Below are 17890 nucleotides of genomic sequence, written 5' to 3'. Positions count from 1 at the left end.
CCTACCACCGCCGTCGGCGACAGGCCGCTCTCGGACGGTTGACCCCCATCGAGTACGAGACCATCATGACCACACCTGCCGCTCAGGCAGCCTGACCCAACCTGTCACCTATCCGTGCAGCAGTCCCGACTTCCTCTGGACGTCGGTGTCAGGACGGCAGGTTGTCGTGGATGCGAAGTACAAGGCAGAGAAGCCCGAGGGGTTCCCCAATGCCGACCTCTACCAGCTCCTGGCCTACTGCACGGTGCTCGAGTTGCAGCAAGGGCACCTTGTCTATGCCAAGGGCAACGACGATCCTGCCGTCCACCGGGTGGTCGGAACCGACGTCACCATCACGGCGCACACGCTGGACCTGACCCGACCTCCGGAGGAACTGCTCGCGCAGGTGAAGCACCTGGCGGACGAGCTGGCCGCGGCGCCTGCTCGCCACGCGCTGTAGCACCACGGGTCATCAAGAGGGTTGGCGCAAACGCAGGTCGTGATCGGCAAACCGGACACAGGCGGGCGGTGTGGCGACCGGCCTATCCAGTGGTGCGAACAAGGGCGGCGAGCGCTGCGGCGTCGAGACGTTGGGCCATGCTCGCGCGACCTCCAGTCATGTCGATGCCCTCCTCAATCAGCATCTGAGCTGGGTCACGGAGGTCATCCGGATCGGACCACGTGAATCCGGCCGAAACGACGCCCCTCTCCGATAGCACGCGATGGGCGTGCGGGCACTCCACACATCTAGTGATGTGTTGGCCGAGGGGTTGCGCTGCTGTGCCGACGAGTTGGGCCAGCACGCCGTATGTCGTCCACCGGCCTGCCGGTATCGCTGCCATGTAAGCGTGAAGCCGGGACCAGTCGAATGCCGCTGCTGAGCTCGGCGGGGCTGCATCAGCCGTGGCGCCGATCTCCTGAAACATGCGGGCCATGGCTGCCGATATCCGATCGACGGCGCCAGGGTGAGAGAACAGAGGCTCGGCAGCGACGGACGGCCGCTTTCGCCATCCGACCACTCGCCCGGCGGCAAAGGCTTCCGCGAGCCCCGGGAGGTCGCCAAGCTCAGAGGCAAGCGATTCCATGTAGTCCGCGGAGAGCACACGTCCTTGCTTGTGGATCCAGTCCAGATTGAGGGTCCACACCACGCCAAGGTGCGTGAACACGCTCCACGGCTGGGCACGAACGGCTCCGGCAGACATGGTGGCCGTGACCGACGGTGAACGCGCAGTGCCGTAATAGAACCCCGCGCCCGGCCCCAGGGCCTCGTGCGCAGCCAGCAACGCGCCGATCGCGTCGGCAACCTGAGGCGTCGTCTCCGCTCGCACCGCCGGCATGAGGTCGGAAGACGACCACGTCGCACCAGACTGCTGGATTGCTTTCGTCCGGACTTGCTTGCCCCAATCGTTGGGCTGCACGGCAAGGGAAAGCAGGGGCGCGTAGGGCGAGTCCCCGATGCGCACAGCCTTCACCTCGACAGCGAAGAATCGAGTTGTCTCGTCGGTCCGCTCATTGAGCCACTCCAAAGCACGGCGGTGCTCTGGTCGGAAGGACGGTGCGACCCACACGATATGAGCCGCGTCTGTGCCACCCGCGTACGTCATGATCTGGCCAAGATGGGTGTGATCGCTCTGCTCGAGTTGGTTCTCAACGATCACGAGATCGCCCGAGATGCGGTCGCGCCCGATGAGGTCGAGACTGAAATCGCCCACCGCGTGCTCGGCAGTGTCGAGCTCCAGGTCTAGTCCGATCACCTCTGACAAGACATCGGCGTTGTCCAGCAGCCACGGAGTGAAATCGAGAGCTTCATGACGCCACACTTCCCGAGCTGGCACGGACCTGAGGCGCCCGATGACAATCTCCTCGTCCATGCATGAAGGCTACTTGGCAGCTTGCTCGAGCGTATGCGAAGCCGGAGCCGACCCATCGCATTCGTCGCGGCTTCACGGAGCCAGACCCTGCATCTCGAACCAGATCGGCGCGTGATCTGAGGTCGCTCCGGCGAGCACGGCGTCGCGAGTCCAGGTCGGGTCAACGCGGGGTGCCCCCAAGACATGGCTTGCTACGTCTGGAGTGGCGAGCACGTGATCGAGTTGATATTCGAGCCCGTCGTGGGTGAAGGCAGTCTGCTGCTCGATTTCGCCGTCACGATGAGTGAGGGAGATTAGAGACGCGCTGGCGATGCGGTCGAAGTACTCCCTGCCCCATTCGCCGGGGTGGGTCTCGTCCCATGCCAGGCACTCGTTGAAGTCACCGGCCACCAGCGTCGGCCCCAGTCGGGCGAGTTCGGCAAGCGTGGCAAGGACGAAGTCGGAGTCCCACAGCTCACCACTGGATGCGGCGGTCCGTGGTTGGGGCAAGTCCCGACCGGTCCCGAGCCAGATCTCCTGGTATGCCGACTCGACGACGGCCGGGCTGGCGTGGACCGAGACTGCGACGACGTCGCCCACCAGCGGCAACTCCAGCCGCGCGGCTGCAAGGTACGAGCCGTGATACCCCGCAGTCGGCAGCGTCAACGCCGCGCCGCTGATGGCGGATCGGCGCCACATTAGAAGCGACCGAACCTGGTAGGTGGGTCCAGCGCCAATCCCGACGTCGAAGCCCGACTTATCGCAGATGGTCTCCCAGTCCCGGCGCACGGGCACCTCTTGCAGGAAGAGGAGGTCCACCGCGTCATCCCCGGACCGGCCCAGGACGTCCTCGACCCATTCGGCAGCGACCTCACGCCGGCCTAGGTTGGCGGAGACGGCTCGGATCATGAGGCCACCATAAAGCGGAGCACTGACATGGCGCCGTCTGATGCTGACTCACTCGAGAGGTGCGCGGCGGCTTGCCTCCGCTTCCCGGTTCAGTCAACCAAAAGTCAACCAAAACTCCGTGAGCCGGCGGTCTTCCGCGCTCAGCGGCCGTGATCGAACGTGATCGAACGGCAGCCATGGCAGAGCACGTTTGCGCAGGTCAGAGCGCACTTCACGCGTGATTCACCGTGAATCACTCGTAATGACTAGGTCGTCGGTTCGATTCCGACAGGCGGCTCGACACACGGCCCCTGACCTGCGGAAACGCGGGTCAGGGGTTCTTGATGTTCGTGTTCCTCGACCTCGATTCAACACTAAGTCCACATCAAGTCCGTGACTCAACGGGCGTGAGCGCGGCAAAGGGCATTTGTCGGCGGCTGCCAAACCTCCATGCAGGCAGTACGCCAGCCTCGTGAGAAGAGGATCGCTCTCGTCGCTGCATGGACGAACTGGCCTAGTTCGCACCAGCGTCTGGCGCGCCCGGCTGGTTCGCCGGCGCAAAGGCGGCTCGTCGGCGGGTGGTGGTTGCCCCACTCGGTGACCAGGGTGGGCGTTACCTCTGCGTTGAGCCATGTGGACACGCAGGGAAGACGCAGTCGTATGGGCGGCGTGTCAGTGGTGGCTCGACGCGCTGCTCGGTGAGCCCGTGGCACGGGCTCTGTGCTGGGCGCGGTAGATCGTTCCCTGCGGCATCGAGGCGGCGTACGGCGAGGGGAGGGAACGCCGGCCTTGCCGGTGCGAGCGGCGAAGAGACGTCCTTCGTGTTCGAGCTGGACGTCCATCATCAGACTGTCACTACCGCGAAGTTGTCACTGACGGCCGATGGCTCAACCGGCGAGGTAGTCCTTGACGTTTGCGGGCAGCCCTAGGACCACAGCGTGCTCACCGCGTACCACACGCAGTCCGCGGGGGTCCCAGCTGACCGACCAACCATGCAGATCCAAGTTACGGGTTAGAGCATCGATCACAAGTTTGTTGCGTTGCTCTTCACTTATTGCTTCGCGATTGCTCTCCAAGAGGAGGTCAAACTTGACCTCATCTACGCTCATCCTCTCGAATCGCTCGAGTCTCGAGTCGAGCTCCAACACCACGGGGGCGAGAAACAGGTCCGCGACGTCGCGGGGCTTCTCCGGCATAATGGGTCTCCAAATCTCTTGCGTTTCGATTGGAATGTGCATGCATTTGCGGCCCCTCGCCTCACTTGGGGCCTGAGCCCGCACTCGCTCCGGTCAGCGAAGCTCGCAGTGAATCAGAACCAATGCCGAAAACCAGGAACCCCCAGAATTGGTTGGCAATGCCTTCGGGTGGAAGCAAGCCCCCCGGGCTGTACCACTGGTAGGCCCAGTTACACATGCCGAAAAGCGCAAGGGTTGCGAGGGAGGGATCAGTTCTCCTGAACGCGCCAAGCCGCACGCCGGCGGCGAACAGTTCTTCGACAATCTGTTGGTACTGATCGCGCTTGAGTCGGATGACGTCTTTGGCATCCTTCGGCAGTTGCCGATGGTGCTCGAAGAAGACCCGGACATGGCCACGGTGCGTCTCCATCAGGCCTAGAACATCAGTCATGATCGCGAGCAGGAGCGTCTCAGGGGCCTGGTTGGTCTCGAGCCGCCGGTTGTGGCGTGCCAGGAGAAGGTCGATGAAATCTTGGTGGATCGCTTGGAGGATTTGGTCTTTGCTCTGGAAGTAGTGATACAGCGTCGGTTTTGCTACACCCACTCGCTTGGCGATGTCGTCCATAGTGGCGCTCTCATAACCAAGCTCGTCGAACAAGGTGGCGGCCTCGACAACGACTTGTTGGCGACGTTCCTCAGCGCTCATGCGCCGGCGCGTAGCCCGAAGTGAGGAGCTGGAGCTGGCGGTCACGAAGTAACTGATTCTGGCTCGGCGTCGAGGTCGGAATGTCCGGCGCCGGGATAGACGGCAGCTTTTATCACACGTGGATCCCGTGCTGAAGCTTCGATAGCCTCTCCAGCACCTGCCAGGTCGTACCGGTGACTAATCAGTCCCGCGAGCCGGACACGCCCTGACACGATGTGATCGACGGCTGCGCGGAAGTCCTTCTCGTCGAAGGCAAACGACGTCACGAGTTCGATGCCTGGAATCGGCCACGGAACTCGACCTTCGCCGAGGCCGACCAGAGTGAGCCGTCCTCCGACTCTCAGGTGGGGGAGCGCGGCGGTGAGAGCACCCAGTGACCCAGAAGTATCGATGATATGCGTGAACTGCTGACCTGAAGCGCTCTCCAACTGTCCGGGGTCCAGGGTACGAGCCCCCAGGGTAGACGCCGCTTGTCGACGGTCCGCCCGGGGCTCGACCGCGACGAGATCGGTGGCGCCCTCCGCAATCGCAGCGGCGATCACACATAGTCCGACCGATCCGGCGCCGACGACGAGCGTGGCGCCGGAATCGACATTGATCCCGGCCCGTCGTACCGCGTGTAGCGCCACGGACAAGGGCTCGGTCCACATCATGTCGTCCGCAGATACGTCTGCGGGAACTGGGACAACGTCGTCACCAATCACCACATCGCGGACCGTCATGAGGTCGGCGAAACCTCCTCGCGCGCCGTAGCCGATGCTGAGGCGCCCCGAGTCGTCGCACAAGTAGGGACGCCCGGCGTCGCAGTAGACGCAGTCACCGCACGACCGGGCGGTGCGGATTGCGACGCGGTCACCCGGCTTCACACCCGACAGTTCGGACCCGAGTTGCTCAACAACACTGGACATCTCGTGGCCCAGCACCTGTCCAGGGGCGGCGTAGTGACCGTGAAGGTAGCTGGCTACGTCGGAACCGCAGATTCCGCAGGCCTCGATACGCACACGAATGTCTCGGGGCCCCAGCTCAGGGTCGTCTAACTCTGTGAGCTGGAGGTCTTCTGGGCCCGCGTAGACCATTGCCCGCATCAGTGGTACTCCTCGCCGCCGGCGACGTTCAGAGCCGTGCCGGTGACGAAGGATGCCTCAACCGACGCCAGGTAGGCGACGGCCACGGCGACGTCAAGGGGGCGACCGATGCGACCGACCGGAATCTGTCGTACCACCTCGGCCATGTACTCCTCATCAGTCTTACCCATGGGGCGCGAGAAGGTGTCGTACATACCGTCCTTCACCGACAGCAGCGGCGTGTCGATGCTGCCGGGGCACACCGTGTTCACGGTGATGCCGTGTCTTCCGAGCTCGCCGGCCATGGCCTGCGTCAGTCCGATCACCGCGAACTTCGAGGAGCTGTACGCAGCGAGATTGGGAATCGCTGTCTTACCAGCACGGGAGGCGATGGTGATGATGCGGCCTGGTGTCTCGGCTGCGACCATGGTTCGTGCGGCTTGACGAGCGAAGAGGAATGCTCCAGTTGCCATGACGTCGATGTTGACTTGCCAGTCCCTCAGTTCGAGGTCGACGACTGGCTTGAGCCCGATGCCCAACCCGGCGCAGTTGACTGCCACGTCGACAACGCCGTACTCGGCTTCGGCATCGTCGAAGAGGGCCTTGACCTGTGCTTCGTCGGTGACGTCGCACCGGCGGGTGATGAGGACTGCAGGGTCGTAGGAGGCGGCGAGGTCGTCGAGGTCGTCCATCGGGGCGACTTCGTAGTCGGGGTGGGTCTTGAGTGTCCCGCCGATGTCAGAGGCCACGACGCGGTATCCCTCACGCACCAGGTGTTCCGCGACCTCCCGTCCGATGCTGCCCTTACGGCCGCCGCCGGCAACGACCGCCACCCGTCCGGACGCTGCGTTCATTTCCTGACCTCCATCGTGTAGGACTGCGTTGGGTTCATCAGTGCATCTCCTCGCCGCCGGCGACGTTCAGAGCGGAGCCGGTGACAAAGGAAGCTTCGGCCGAGGCCAAGTAAGCGACCGCGTGAGCCACGTCAGCGGGAGTGCCCAATCGCTTCACAGGGATGTAATCGGCCAGTCGGTTCCGGAAGTCATCTGAGGAGCGCCCTGATGCCTTCGAGAAGGTCTGATAGACGCCTCCCTCGACCGCCAGGAGGGGAGTCTCGATCGTGCCGGGGCACACCGTGTTCACGGTGATGCCGTGCCTTCCGAGCTCGCCGGCCATGGCCTGCGTCAGTCCGATCACCGCGAACTTCGCCGCGCTGTAGGCCGCGAGAAGGCGAACACCGGTCTTGCCCGCCTGCGAGGCGATGGTGATGATGCGGCCTGGTGTCTCGGCTGCGACCATGGTTCGTGCGGCTTGACGAGCGAAGAGGAATGCTCCAGTTGCCATGACGTCGATGTTGACTTGCCAGTCCCTTAGCTCGAGGTCGACGACTGGCTTGAGCCCGATGCCCAACCCGGCGCAGTTGACTGCCACGTCGACAACGCCGTACTCGGCTTCGGCATCGTCGAAGAGGGCCTTGACCTGTGCTTCGTCGGTGACGTCGCACCGGCGGGTGATGAGGACTGCAGGGTCGTAGGAGGCGGCGAGGTCGTCGAGGTCGTCCATCGGGGCGACTTCGTAGTCGGGGTGGGTCTTGAGTGTCCCGCCGATGTCAGAGGCCACGACGCGGTATCCCTCACGCACCAGGTGTTCCGCGACCTCCCGTCCGATGCTGCCCTTACGGCCGCCGCCGGCAACGACCGCCACCCGTCCTGCCGCCGCGTTCATGCGTGCACCCCGGGGTGACGACTTTGATCCAGAACGGCGGATAGGTGTCGGGTTAAGTCGGAAACCTCGATGCCCTTCGCGATGCTGGTGATGTCACTAGGGCCGACCAGGCGCACGTCACGTTGGACGAGCTCGGTGATCGTTGGTGCATCGACGTCCGCGGCCGGCAGACAGACAGTCCCGCCGCGCTGGACACTCTTGACGGCGCTCCGGGCATCCTTCAACGCGAGTACCACTTGCGCTCGACCTGTCCTGCTGTCCGCTCTCAACGCGGCACGTGTCTCTGTGTCTCGACCATCGGGTGAGACGTGAACGACGCCGGAATGCCAGAGATGCACGAGCGCCTTGACGTCGGCAGGGTCCGATTCAGACAGCACAAGGACCACGTCGTCGGCCTTCCTGGCTGAGTCCGCGAATGCTCCCAAGAGCGAGAACCACCGCGTGATTGTGTCTGCATCGGCCACCACGTCGAGGCCCATGAGAGGCGGTCCCTCGGTCAAGGGTTGGAGGCACCAGACGGTGCGGCCAGACGCGCAGGCGTGACATTGCCCGCACGAGAGGTCGAGCAACTGGATGCGTCCAGAACCTTCGAAAATGACGCCGAACCCAGTTGGATCCGTCATGGTTCACTCCTTCTCGACCGTCTGGTCGGCCGGTTGCAGCAGCCTAGGGTCCTGCATTTCGAGGGTCAAGGGTTCGTCCTTGATGAGGTCACTTGTTGCCTCTTGGTGTGTTTGCGAGGCGCAGCATGACCAGCACCCCCCGACCGTCGCCTCGCATCGTGGGTTACGGGCTGCTCTTGGAAATCGTTGGCGAGGGGTCTTGACGCAGGGCTGTGATGGCGGTCATATTCGGAGTCGACCGATTGGTCGGTCGACTCTCTCGAACTTCTGCCGGATGCTCACGGCAGTTGCGAACGCCCGTAGGAGGCAACCGAATGATGCGACACATTCCCACCCGCGGCAGGTCGTCCGTCGCGCGCAGAGCCGGCATCGTCGGCATCGCGGCAGCCGCGCTGGTTCTCTCGTCCTGCGGCGGCGACTCGGATAGCGACACCGGTTCGGGCGGCGATGGCGGGAGCGGCGACACCATCAAGGTCATGACGTGGGCGCCGCTCACCTCGCAGTTGACTAACTATCCCGCCATCACCGAAGCCGCCAAGACGTATGAGCAGTACATCAATGACCAAGGCGGCATCAACGGCATGAACCTCGAGGTTCTCACGTGCGACGAGAGGGGCGAGCCGGCTGCGGCCGCAGACTGTGCCCGTCAAGCCATCCAGGAAGACGTCGTTGCAGTCATCTCCTCTTTCGGCTACACCGGGGACGCCACGATCCCGCTTCTCCAGGGCGCTGACATCGCCATGTTCGGCGGATGCTGCTCAAACGCAGTCTCCGACCTCACTCTCGACAACGCCTTCATCATGGGTAACGGCCCCGCCTACGGGGCCGCACTGGCCCAGCGCGCAGTCGACGACGGCAAGAAGAAGATCGCCATCGTCGTGATCGACGGGGCCCAGACGTACATCGAGCCGATTGCCAACGCGCTCGCTGCGAACGGTCTCGAGCCCCACAAGGAGGTCATCCTGCCGGCCACGGCGCAGGACCTCGCCCCACAGGCCGCTCAGGCCCTCGCCGACGGTACCGACGGCGTCATCATGATCGTCAATGCTGACTCGATCAAGGCATTCATGGCGGCGTACAAGCAGTTCGGCTCCGACGCTCGAATCTACGGTCCCCAGGGCAACCTCACCGAGGATGTTGCCAAGGGGTTCGAAGAGGAGCTGGAGGGAGCCATCACCGGCAACTCCTACGCCGACATCAGCGAGCCGGCGTATGACGACTTCCGCGCGGCGCTGGAAGAGTACGGCGCACCGACTGACATCTCCTACAACGGTCTCGATGGCCTTGGAACCTGGGCTGGCTACACCGCGTTCACGGACATCGTCGAGGACATGGAGGGCGAGATCACTTCAAAGGCCTTCCTCGAGGCTGCGTCACAGACCAGCGAGATCGACACCGGAGGAATGGTCGCGCCGGTTGACTTCACACAGGAGTGGACCGAGGGGCCCGAGGGCTATGAACGGCTCTTCAACCGCACTGCAAAGTTCAGCACCTTCGAGGACGGGAAGCTCGTGGCCGTCCCTGGCGACTTCGTCGACTACACCAACTTGATGCTCGGCAAGCCGCTCAACTGACAACCGCCCTCGGCGTCTTCGCCCTGCTCGTCGCCCGGACCTATGCGGCTCGGGCGACGAAAGGGGCGAAGACCCAGCACTGTCTCGACGACCGCAGGAAGAGTTGGGGATGGAAGAGATCATCCGGTTCGGGTTCCTGGGCCTGGGCATCGGCGCGCTTTACGCGCTTGCCGCCCAAGGTCTGATCGTCATCTACCGTGGCGCCGGAGTGCTCAACTTCGCTCTGGGCGCGATCGGTATGGCCGGCACCTACGTCCAGTGGGAACTCCACGCCAACTATGGATGGTCGTTCGTGCCGTCGTTGGTGGTTGGTGTCCTTGCCGCGGCGACGCTCGGCGCCGCCACACACCTACTCGTCATGAGACAGCTCTGGCGTGCCTCACCCTTGGTGCGGGTCATCGCGACGCTCGGTGTCCTGATCACGCTTCAGTCCATCGCAGTGCTCCGCTACGGTTCCTCCGCGTTCGTTGTGGACCCCGATCTGCCATCCGGAACCTGGCGGATCGGTGGAGACATCGTCGTGGCCCAAGACCGGATCATCCTGTCCGGGATCGCCGTCGTGGTTTCGGTCATCCTGTGGGTGATCTACCGCTACACGCCATTTGGGCTGGGCACCTCGGCCGTCGCAGAGAACCCTCGGGCGGCAGCGTCGTTGGGCTGGTCCGCCGACATGCTCGCGACCATCAACTGGGCGCTTGGGTGTGGACTGGCAGGACTTGCAGCGATTCTGGTGGCCCCCATCATCACACTGCAGCCCGCCGTCATGACCAACGTGGTGCTCGGCGCCACAGCGGCTGCGCTAGTCGCGTCGTTCCGCTCGTTCCCCATCGCGCTCGTGGCCGGCATCACGATCGGCATCGTGCAAACGGAGATCAACAGATTTGTCGACCAGCCTGGTCTGGGGCAGGCCGTGCCTTTCGTGCTCATCGTCGTGTGGCTCGTTGTACGCGGCCAGGCTCTCCCGCTGCGTGATTTCGTGTTGCAGAGGATGCCGACCATCGGGTCAGGAAGAATCTCTTGGCCTGCCTTGGTTGCCGGAGCTGTTCTCGTCGTCTACCTGATGTCCATCTCGAACTTGGAGTGGCTCGCAGCACTGACGACGACCTTCGCTGTCGGCGTGGTACTCCTTTCCATCGTCATCCTGACCGGCTACACCGGACAGCTTTCCCTGGCGCAATATGCCCTGGCTGGCTTCGGTGCCTGGGTTGCTGGGCGGTTGAGCGCCACCGCCGAGATTTCGTTCCTTCCCGCGCTACTTATCGGGGTCGCGGCCACGATCCCTCTGGGTGTTCTGTTTGCGCTCCCGGCCGTGCGCACCCGAGGAATCAACCTGGCGATCGTGACCCTCGGTCTTGGTACAGCCATCGAACTGGTGCTGTTCAACAACACCGACTACACCGGGGGCCTGAGTGGGACGCAAATCCCGTTCCCGGCGCTATTCGGTTGGGACATCAGCAGCATCCTGCAGCCCGTGCGCTGGGGCATCTTCAACTTCGTGGTCTTCGTCGTCATGGCTCTGGGGGTCGCAAACCTCCGACGTTCCAGGACCGGTCGCCGTATGATCGCGGTTCGGACCAACGAACGCGCCGCGGCCGCCCTGGGTATCGGTGTCGCTGGGGTGAAGCTCTACGCCTTCGGACTGTCGGCCGGCGTTGCGGCGCTCGGCGGCATCCTGATCGCTTTCAACAGTACGTCGATCGGCTACGGAAACTTCGACAGCCTCACATCCATCTCCTTCGTCGGATTCGCGCTACTTGGTGGCGTGGGCTATCTGATGGGCGCGTTCATCGGGGCAACGATGGCTCCTGGTGCGGTCAACCAGCAGATCTTCGACCTCTTTGGCGAGGGCTTTGGTGCCTATATCCCGCTCGTCGGCGGCGTTGCGTTGATCATCTTCATCCTCCTGAACCAGAACGGCATCGCTCACGAAGCGATCGGGCAGGTGGCATGGGTCCGGAAGAAGCTCGCGAAGAAGCTGAAGTTCCTGGTGGTGAAGCCGGCGAAGGCTGTGGTCCTTCCGGACGCTGAGACGGAGCAAGTGCCGCCGAAGACGCTGAGGGCGGATGGACTCACAGTCCGGTATGGAGGTACGACCGCTGTAGACAATGTGAGCCTGACTGTCGAGCCTGGTCAGATCTTGGGCCTGATCGGTCCGAACGGAGCAGGGAAGACGTCTCTCATCGACGCAGTCACCGGATTCACCAAGCTGTCCGCGGGCGGTCTCATGTTGGGCGACGAGGACATCACGAACTGGTCGGCTGCCAAGCGAGCGCGAGCCGGCATCGGCCGCTCCTTCCAGTCGCTAGAGCTTTTCGAAGACTCGACGGTCCTGGAGAACCTCCGCGTCGCCTCGGATCCGCGAGCACTTGTTTCCTACGTCAGTGATCTGGTGTGGCCGCGGAACCCTTCCCTATCCCCGGAGGTCGTGACCGCCATTCGGGAATTTGGTTTCGAGGACGTTCTCCAGCGCAAGGTGGAGGACCTTTCTTACGGCGAGCGGCGTCTGCTTGCCATCGCTCGGGCTATTGCGGCCGCCCCCAGCATCCTGCTGCTGGATGAGCCGGCCGCGGGGCTGGGGGACGTCGAGACCGCTGAACTGGCGCGGTTGGTCAAGCGCATGGCGGAGGAGTTTGGCGTTGCAGTGCTGCTCGTCGAGCATGACATGAACCTTGTGATGGCAATCTGCGACGAACTCGTCGTCCTCGAGTTCGGTCAGACCATTGCGCGCGGCGCGCCCTCCGTCGTTCGACAGGACCCAGCGGTCATCGCTGCCTACCTGGGTGTCGAGCATGGCGACACCGATCACGAGGCCCAGACGCCGCCCTCCTCGACTGAAGGGTTGAGCCTGTGAAGAGCGACGGTGCAGCACTCTCGGCGCGAGGCATCTCGGCGGGGTACTTCGGCCAGCCCGTGATCCGGGACCTGACCTTCGATGTGACACCCGGCGAGGTGATCTGTCTGCTCGGGCCCAACGGCGCCGGTAAGACATCGACCCTCCTGGCGCTTGCCGGTGAACTGCCCCTCATGAGTGGCGAAGTACTCATGCACGGCGAGCCGACTACGGCGAAGCTGCATCAGCGAGCGCGTCAGGGGTTGTCCTATGTCACGGAGGAGCGTTCGGTGTTCAAGGCACTGACCACGCGCGAGAACTTCCGCGTGGCAGGGGTCGGTCCCGAACGCGCTCTGCAGCTCTTTCCCGAGCTCGAGTCACGGATGGACGTCAAGGCCGGGCTGCTCTCGGGAGGCGAGCAACAGATGCTGACGCTCGCTCGGGCGCTGTCGCGCGGAGCTTCGGTCCTCCTGGCCGACGAGCTGTCGCTGGGTTTGGCCCCGCTCATTGTCGAGCGACTTCTGCAGGCGGTGCGGGATGCCGCTGACGGCGGGACCGCGGTCCTCATCGTGGAGCAACATGCGCGCAAGGCGTTGCGCTACGCCGACCGCGTGCTTGTCATGAAACGTGGCGACCTTGAGATGGAGCTATCCGCCGAGGAAGCCCTCAGACGTTTGCCTGAGATCGAAGACGCGTACCTGAGCCAAACCTCGAGTGAATGAATGCGGAGGGCAGCGCATGAGCAAATGGACGACACCCGAGACCAGGTCGCTCCAGCACAACCTCATTCAGCGCGTGAACGTCGGCGATTCCCTCACCCGCTCGGCGTCGCGGTACCCCGATAAGGAGGCGGTCGTCGACGGAGACCGTCGACTCACCTATCGCCAGTTCGACGAGCAGGTGAACACCCTTGCCAACGGACTGATCGCGCGAGGGTACGCGCGCGGCGATGCCCTTGCCCTCATGTCGGGAAACAGCCTGGAGTTCTTGGTCGTTTACTACGCGTGCGCGAAGGCAGGGCTCATCGTCGTACCGATCAGCTTGGTGTGGCGTACCGCTGAGATCTCGTACGTCATCGGTCACTCGCGAGCCAAGGGGGTCGTGGTGGAGTCCCAACTGGTGGATACGTTGCTGCCGGCCCTGTCCGATCACGCAGACGTAGAACTCATCGTCGCTCCCGGGCTCACCGAGAAGCACGACGGCATGAGGTCCGCACGGGGAGCGACCCCATTGGAGGAACTCGCGGCCGGTCAGCCGACGACGGTGCCCGAGGTGGTTATCGCCGACCGTGACCCCTTGTCGTACATGTACACGAGTGGCACCACCTCAGCACCGAAAGGCGTGGTGTCGAGCCACCTCGGCCTCTACATGGGCTCGCTGACCGCTGCCCACGAGATGCGCTTCACTGCTGAAGAGCGGATGCTGGCGATGATGCCCCTCTTCCACATCGCGCAGCTGAACGCTTTCACCACGCCGGTGATCATGGTGGGAGGGACCGTGGTGCTGAAGCGAGGCTTCGACGCCCCTGGCCTTCTGGCCCTCGTCGAAAAGGAGCGTCTGTCCTTCGTCTTCGGCCTGCCCGTCATGTACCGCGAAATGCTCGACCATCCGGATACCGCAGGCACGGATCTCTCTTCCCTCCGTCGTGCCGGATATGCGATGGCCCCCTTGCCGAAGGCTGACCTCTTGAGAGCCATGGAAACCTTCGGTTGTGGCTTTTCCTTGGGCTTCGGTCAGACCGAGATGGTACCGATGACCACGATCTTTCAGCCCGAGCACCAGATCAGCCATCACGGTGCGGTGGGAGAGCAGATCGTCAACGTCCAAATCGAAATTATGGATGAGCACGGCAACTTGCTGCCTCACGGACAGACTGGGGAGATCGTCTATCGGGGACCGCACGCACTGGAGGAGTACCTCGACAACGAAGAAGCTTCAAACGAAGTGATGCGGCACGGCTGGTTTCACTCCGGCGACCTGGGCCACTTCGACGAAGGCGGGATGCTCTGGTTCGAGGATCGCGCCAAGGATGTCATCAAGAGCGGCGGGGAGAATGTGGCGTCCCTCGAGGTGGAGCGCGCGATGTACGAAGCCGACTCCCGCATCAAGGAAGTGGCCGTCGTCGGCTTGCCGCATCCGCGCTGGATTGAGGCAGTCACCGCCATCGTTATCCCGCACCCCGGTGAACAGATCACTGAGGCCGAACTCTGGGAGGCGCTCAAGACGAAACTCCCGCCCTTCAAGCGGCCGAAGTCGATTCTGATCGTCGACAATTTCCCCCGCACCGCCACGGGGAAGATCCAGAAGAACGTCCTTCGGCAACAGCACGGGGGCTACTACCAAGAAGTGCCGCGAAGCACAGAAGGAGCCAGCGATGACGAACCTGCCTAGGTACGACGAGCTTCCGGTACGAGCCGGACTTCCTCAGGGTTCGTCCTGGGGGCTGTGGGGCGACGATGACGAGTTGGGGACCATCAACCTCTTGACTCCTGATCGGGTGCAGCGGGGCTTGCAGGCCGCTCGACGCGGCGCGGTCTTCTCGCTCAACTGGGCACTCGAGGAGCCCAACCCTCCCTTTTACGGTCGGGGCGCCCTCGGGCACCGGATCGACCGCCCGCTTGACCACATCCTCGATGACGTGCTCGACAACTTCTTCACGCAGGCTTCGAGCCAGTGGGACGCCTTGTGCCACGTCGGGCACCCGGAGCACGGGTTCTACAACGGACGCGCGGACGGTGACTTCACCGGGGAGCCAGGGACCAAGAACGGAATCGAGCACTGGGCACGCCGCGGGATCGTCGGGCGTGGTGTCCTGCTCGACATTGCTCGCCACTGGGCGAACACGGGGCGGGAGCTGGACGGTGGGGACCATGTTGAATTCACCGTCGCGGATCTGGAGGAGGTGCGCGAAGCACAAGGGGTCACTTTCGAGACAGGAGACATCCTCGTCCTGCGCACCGGGTGGATGAGCTGGTACCGGACCGCATCGGCGGAGGTACGCAAGGACCTCGCGGAGGATTCCCTGGCCCGCTTGAAGACACCAGGCATCACCGGCGGCGAGGACATGGTCGAGTGGCTTTGGAACCAGCACTTCTCAGCGGTGGCGGCCGACAACCCAGCAATCGAGGCCTGGCCGCACAAGCTCGCAGTCGATCAGTACATCCACTTCCGCCTCCTCCCATTGCTCGGCATGCCTATGGGGGAGATGTGGTTCGTCGACGAACTCGCAGAGGACTGTGCGAACGACGGAGTCTATGAGTTCCTGCTGACTTCGGCGCCTCTGAACATCCTCGGGGGCGTGGGCTCACCGCCGAACGCGCTCGCCATCAAGTAGCAAGCCGAGCCGCGTTCGAGAGCGAGGCGGCTCTGATCACATAATGCACGAGTCCCCTGGAGCAAACATTGAACATTCGAAGGGTAGTCACCGGACACGATGCGAACGGCAAGTCCGTGTTCGCCAGCGACGAGGAGGTGCCCGGGCTTGCGTTCGAAGTGCTTCCCGGATGGCGCTTCTTTGACGTATGGGGGGCTGACGAGACACCGACATTCCCCGACGCCGGAGAGAAGCCAGAGGCGGGAACCTACTTCCCGGGTGTGGGCGGCTTTCGTTTTTCCTTCTCCGTGATCCCGCCCGAGAGCACGCCACCGGCGGAAGGCATCGACGAGGCAGCGGCCATGAAAGAGGTGAATGCTGCACTCCCCGGGATGATGGACCACTTGGAGCCTGACGGCATGCACACCACCGACACCGTTGACATGGAGGTGATCATCAGTGGTGAGGTGTCTCTGATCCTGGACGACGGCGAGGAGAAGGTGCTGAGGGCCGGCGACACCGTCGTCCAGAACGGTACGCGGCACGTGTGGCGGGTTCGTGGAGACGAGCCTTGCCTGATGGCGGTCTTCATGTTTGGTGCCAATAGAGCAGGCGCCTGAGATGGGCGATCGCAACGTGGAGGGGCGAGTCGCCCTGGTCACCGGCGCCGCATCAGGTATCGGTGCGGCCACTGCGCGGGCCCTTGTCGCTGCTGGGGCAAAGGTGGCTCTGGTTGACCTGAAGGACGATGTCCGGGAGGTCGCCGAGTCTCTGGGGGCTCAAGCGGTGCCGGTGGTCCTGGATCTGCTCGATGAAGACTCCGCGAAATCTGCGGTATCAGCCACGATCGACGCCTTCGGTGGACTGGACGCGGTGGTCAACTCGGCGGGGATCCTGGAGACGATGTCCATCGAAGAGCTCACGCGGGAGAGCTACGACCGTGTCATGAACATCAACGTGAAAGCTCCGTTGTTCCTGACGCAGGCGGCCCTCGCTCACCTTGGGCCGGGCGCCTCGATCGTGTTCATAGCCTCCGGCAATGCCGTTCTGGCATCACCCAACGGAAGCGTGTATGCCGCGTCGAAGGGTGCTTTGGTCAGCCTGGTCAAGGGTCTGGCCGCCGACTTGGCGCCGCGGGGGATACGGGTGAACGCCATATCGCCCGGCCCGATCGTCACCCCGATGCTTAGCGCGGCTCTTGCTGATCCCGCTGTCAAGGAGTCCATCGAACGAGGAGTACCAGCCGGTCGCCTAGGAACCCCCGAGGAGGTTGCGTCGCTCGCGGTGTACCTCATCTCGGACGTGGCATCGTTCGTGCACGGGGCGAGTATTGCGATCGATGGCGGCACCACCGCGGTCTGGAGTCCAGCCGCTCCTGGGCCGGGAATGGAATGAGGAGAGACCCATGGTGGAAGTAACTCAGCGAGTAGCGTTGGTGACGGGAGCCTCGAGCGGAATCGGCGCCGCCACTGCTCGGAGGCTCGCCGAAGATGGACCGGTGATGCTGGCGGATGTTGATGACAGCGGCGGAGCCGAGGTCGTCGAGGAGATCCGCAGCGCCGGTGGGCAGGCGGAGTTCGTGCATCTCGACGTGACAGACGAGAAGTCCTGGGCCGCAGCGGTGGAGACGACGATCGCGGCGTTTGGCGGCTTGGACGTACTGGTGAACAACGCAGGTATCGGTGACTGGGACCCGATCGAGGACACAACGCTCGAGACCTACATGGCCACCATCGCCGTGACCCAAGTAGGCACATTCCTTGGACTCAAGCACTGTGGCAAGCACCTGAAGAAGTCCGGGCAAGGTGCGGCCGTGAACATGAGCTCGATCTTCGGCGTCAGCGGAGGGTTTGGCGGGGTCTCCCCGGGCTACCACTCGGCGAAGGGCGCCGTCCGAACGTTGACCAAGACTGCTGCGCTGGGATGGGCGAAGGAGGGAGTCCGGGTCAACTCCGTCCACCCCGGCGTCATTGTCACTCCGTTGCTCGACGGCATCGAGGACCACCAGGGCTTGTACGACATGACGCCGATGGGCCGGCTCGGTCAGCCTGAGGACGTCGCTGAGGCGGTTGCCTTTCTCGTCAGTCCGAAGGCCAGCTTCATAACAGGCGCAGAACTCAACATCGACGGAGGCTTCCTGGCGCAGTAGGGGGCGCTGGCCGG

Annotated in this window: 17 protein-coding genes; 9 read left to right on the top strand and 8 right to left on the bottom strand. The window is 63.6% G+C overall.

The genetic code is table 11. From position 1 onward, the window contains the following. Nucleotides 1-91: 91 nt before the first annotated feature. Nucleotides 92-439, top strand: coding sequence for a 5-methylcytosine restriction system specificity protein McrC (locus IE200_RS20655; protein ID WP_268245532.1), 348 nt, complete (start codon nucleotides 92-94; stop codon nucleotides 437-439). 82 nt (nucleotides 440-521) lie between these two features. Here the strand turns inward: IE200_RS20655 and IE200_RS06925 are convergent, their stop codons facing one another. The 8 genes from IE200_RS06925 to IE200_RS06890 all read right to left on the bottom strand — a co-directional run bounded on the left by IE200_RS06925 (nucleotide 522) and on the right by IE200_RS06890 (nucleotide 7866). After that, a complete protein-coding gene (locus IE200_RS06925) occupies nucleotides 522-1850 on the bottom strand; it encodes an MGMT family protein (RefSeq protein ID WP_191278642.1) in 1329 nt (442 codons plus the stop codon). A gap of 72 nt (nucleotides 1851-1922) precedes the next feature. Continuing rightward, a complete protein-coding gene (locus IE200_RS06920) occupies nucleotides 1923-2738 on the bottom strand; it encodes an endonuclease/exonuclease/phosphatase family protein (RefSeq protein WP_191278641.1) in 816 nt (271 codons plus the stop codon). Between the two features lie 866 nt (nucleotides 2739-3604). Beyond that, the gene (locus IE200_RS06915) at nucleotides 3605-3913 is read right to left on the bottom strand and encodes a hypothetical protein (protein WP_191278640.1); all 309 of its coding nucleotides are present in this window, start codon (nucleotides 3911-3913) and stop codon (nucleotides 3605-3607) included. A gap of 61 nt (nucleotides 3914-3974) precedes the next feature. Then, nucleotides 3975-4598 carry a TetR/AcrR family transcriptional regulator gene (locus IE200_RS06910; protein WP_191278639.1) on the bottom strand — a complete coding sequence of 208 codons (624 nt, stop codon included), beginning with the start codon at nucleotides 4596-4598 and terminating at the stop codon, nucleotides 3975-3977. A gap of 41 nt (nucleotides 4599-4639) precedes the next feature. After that, nucleotides 4640-5683, bottom strand: coding sequence for a zinc-dependent alcohol dehydrogenase (locus IE200_RS06905; protein ID WP_191278638.1), 1044 nt, complete (start codon nucleotides 5681-5683; stop codon nucleotides 4640-4642). After that, entirely contained in the window at nucleotides 5683-6516 is an 834-nt protein-coding gene (locus IE200_RS06900; RefSeq protein WP_191278637.1) for an SDR family NAD(P)-dependent oxidoreductase, read from the bottom strand. The genes IE200_RS06905 and IE200_RS06900 overlap by 1 nt, the downstream gene beginning before the upstream one ends. A 37-nt stretch (nucleotides 6517-6553) precedes the next feature. Then, the gene (locus tag IE200_RS06895) at nucleotides 6554-7387 is read right to left on the bottom strand and encodes an SDR family NAD(P)-dependent oxidoreductase (RefSeq protein ID WP_191278636.1); all 834 of its coding nucleotides are present in this window, start codon (nucleotides 7385-7387) and stop codon (nucleotides 6554-6556) included. Continuing rightward, the gene (locus IE200_RS06890; protein WP_191278635.1) at nucleotides 7384-7866 is read right to left on the bottom strand and encodes a hypothetical protein; all 483 of its coding nucleotides are present in this window, start codon (nucleotides 7864-7866) and stop codon (nucleotides 7384-7386) included. The genes IE200_RS06895 and IE200_RS06890 overlap by 4 nt, the downstream gene beginning before the upstream one ends. 458 nt (nucleotides 7867-8324) lie before the next feature. On the opposite strand from IE200_RS06890, the gene IE200_RS06885 reads away from it, so the two are divergent. The 8 genes from IE200_RS06885 to IE200_RS06850 all read left to right on the top strand — a co-directional run bounded on the left by IE200_RS06885 (nucleotide 8325) and on the right by IE200_RS06850 (nucleotide 17876). Next, complete coding sequence (locus IE200_RS06885; protein ID WP_191278634.1) at nucleotides 8325-9584, top strand: ABC transporter substrate-binding protein; 1260 nt, start codon at nucleotides 8325-8327, stop codon at nucleotides 9582-9584. Between the two features lie 109 nt (nucleotides 9585-9693). Beyond that, nucleotides 9694-12435 carry an ABC transporter permease subunit gene (locus tag IE200_RS06880; RefSeq protein WP_191278633.1) on the top strand — a complete coding sequence of 914 codons (2742 nt, stop codon included), beginning with the start codon at nucleotides 9694-9696 and terminating at the stop codon, nucleotides 12433-12435. Next, nucleotides 12432-13136: an ABC transporter ATP-binding protein gene (locus IE200_RS06875; RefSeq protein ID WP_191278632.1), complete on the top strand. Its 705-nt coding sequence runs from the start codon at nucleotides 12432-12434 to the stop codon at nucleotides 13134-13136. The genes IE200_RS06880 and IE200_RS06875 overlap by 4 nt, the downstream gene beginning before the upstream one ends. A 16-nt stretch (nucleotides 13137-13152) precedes the next feature. Next, a complete protein-coding gene (locus tag IE200_RS06870; protein ID WP_191278631.1) occupies nucleotides 13153-14805 on the top strand; it encodes an AMP-binding protein in 1653 nt (550 codons plus the stop codon). Beyond that, nucleotides 14789-15748: a cyclase family protein gene (locus IE200_RS06865; protein ID WP_191278630.1), complete on the top strand. Its 960-nt coding sequence runs from the start codon at nucleotides 14789-14791 to the stop codon at nucleotides 15746-15748. The genes IE200_RS06870 and IE200_RS06865 overlap by 17 nt, the downstream gene beginning before the upstream one ends. A 116-nt stretch (nucleotides 15749-15864) precedes the next feature. Beyond that, entirely contained in the window at nucleotides 15865-16347 is a 483-nt protein-coding gene (locus tag IE200_RS06860; RefSeq protein WP_229856200.1) for a cupin domain-containing protein, read from the top strand. Between the two features lies 1 nt (nucleotide 16348). After that, nucleotides 16349-17122 carry an SDR family NAD(P)-dependent oxidoreductase gene (locus tag IE200_RS06855; protein WP_191278628.1) on the top strand — a complete coding sequence of 258 codons (774 nt, stop codon included), beginning with the start codon at nucleotides 16349-16351 and terminating at the stop codon, nucleotides 17120-17122. Between the two features lie 10 nt (nucleotides 17123-17132). Then, nucleotides 17133-17876, top strand: coding sequence for an SDR family NAD(P)-dependent oxidoreductase (locus tag IE200_RS06850; protein ID WP_191278627.1), 744 nt, complete (start codon nucleotides 17133-17135; stop codon nucleotides 17874-17876). Nucleotides 17877-17890 lie beyond the last annotated feature (14 nt).

It is taken from the genome of Nocardioides flavus (ex Wang et al. 2016), assembly GCF_014653115.1.
Taxonomy (GTDB): Bacteria; Actinomycetota; Actinomycetes; order Propionibacteriales; family Nocardioidaceae; genus Nocardioides; species Nocardioides flavus.
The sequence above is the reverse complement of the archived record's forward strand: the minus strand, read 5'-3'. Positions and strand labels throughout refer to the sequence as shown.

Excerpts from the sequence above, each read along its gene's own strand:
- IE200_RS06925 (WP_191278642.1), bottom strand. The coding sequence starts at position 1,850 with ATGGACGAGGAGATTGTCATCGGGCGCCTCAGGTCCGTGCCAGCTCGG.
- IE200_RS06920 (WP_191278641.1), bottom strand. The coding sequence starts at position 2,738 with ATGATCCGAGCCGTCTCCGCCAACCTAGGCCGGCGTGAGGTCGCTGCC.
- IE200_RS06915 (WP_191278640.1), bottom strand. The coding sequence starts at position 3,913 with ATGCCGGAGAAGCCCCGCGACGTCGCGGACCTGTTTCTCGCCCCCGTG.
- IE200_RS06910 (WP_191278639.1), bottom strand. The coding sequence starts at position 4,598 with ATGAGCGCTGAGGAACGTCGCCAACAAGTCGTTGTCGAGGCCGCCACC.
- IE200_RS06905 (WP_191278638.1), bottom strand. The coding sequence starts at position 5,683 with ATGCGGGCAATGGTCTACGCGGGCCCAGAAGACCTCCAGCTCACAGAG.
- IE200_RS06900 (WP_191278637.1), bottom strand. The coding sequence starts at position 6,516 with ATGAACGCAGCGTCCGGACGGGTGGCGGTCGTTGCCGGCGGCGGCCGT.
- IE200_RS06895 (WP_191278636.1), bottom strand. The coding sequence starts at position 7,387 with ATGAACGCGGCGGCAGGACGGGTGGCGGTCGTTGCCGGCGGCGGCCGT.
- IE200_RS06890 (WP_191278635.1), bottom strand. The coding sequence starts at position 7,866 with ATGGGCCTCGACGTGGTGGCCGATGCAGACACAATCACGCGGTGGTTC.
- IE200_RS06885 (WP_191278634.1), top strand. The coding sequence starts at position 8,325 with ATGATGCGACACATTCCCACCCGCGGCAGGTCGTCCGTCGCGCGCAGA.
- IE200_RS06880 (WP_191278633.1), top strand. The coding sequence starts at position 9,694 with ATGGAAGAGATCATCCGGTTCGGGTTCCTGGGCCTGGGCATCGGCGCG.
- IE200_RS06870 (WP_191278631.1), top strand. The coding sequence starts at position 13,153 with ATGAGCAAATGGACGACACCCGAGACCAGGTCGCTCCAGCACAACCTC.
- IE200_RS06865 (WP_191278630.1), top strand. The coding sequence starts at position 14,789 with ATGACGAACCTGCCTAGGTACGACGAGCTTCCGGTACGAGCCGGACTT.
- IE200_RS06855 (WP_191278628.1), top strand. The coding sequence starts at position 16,349 with ATGGGCGATCGCAACGTGGAGGGGCGAGTCGCCCTGGTCACCGGCGCC.
- IE200_RS06850 (WP_191278627.1), top strand. The coding sequence starts at position 17,133 with ATGGTGGAAGTAACTCAGCGAGTAGCGTTGGTGACGGGAGCCTCGAGC.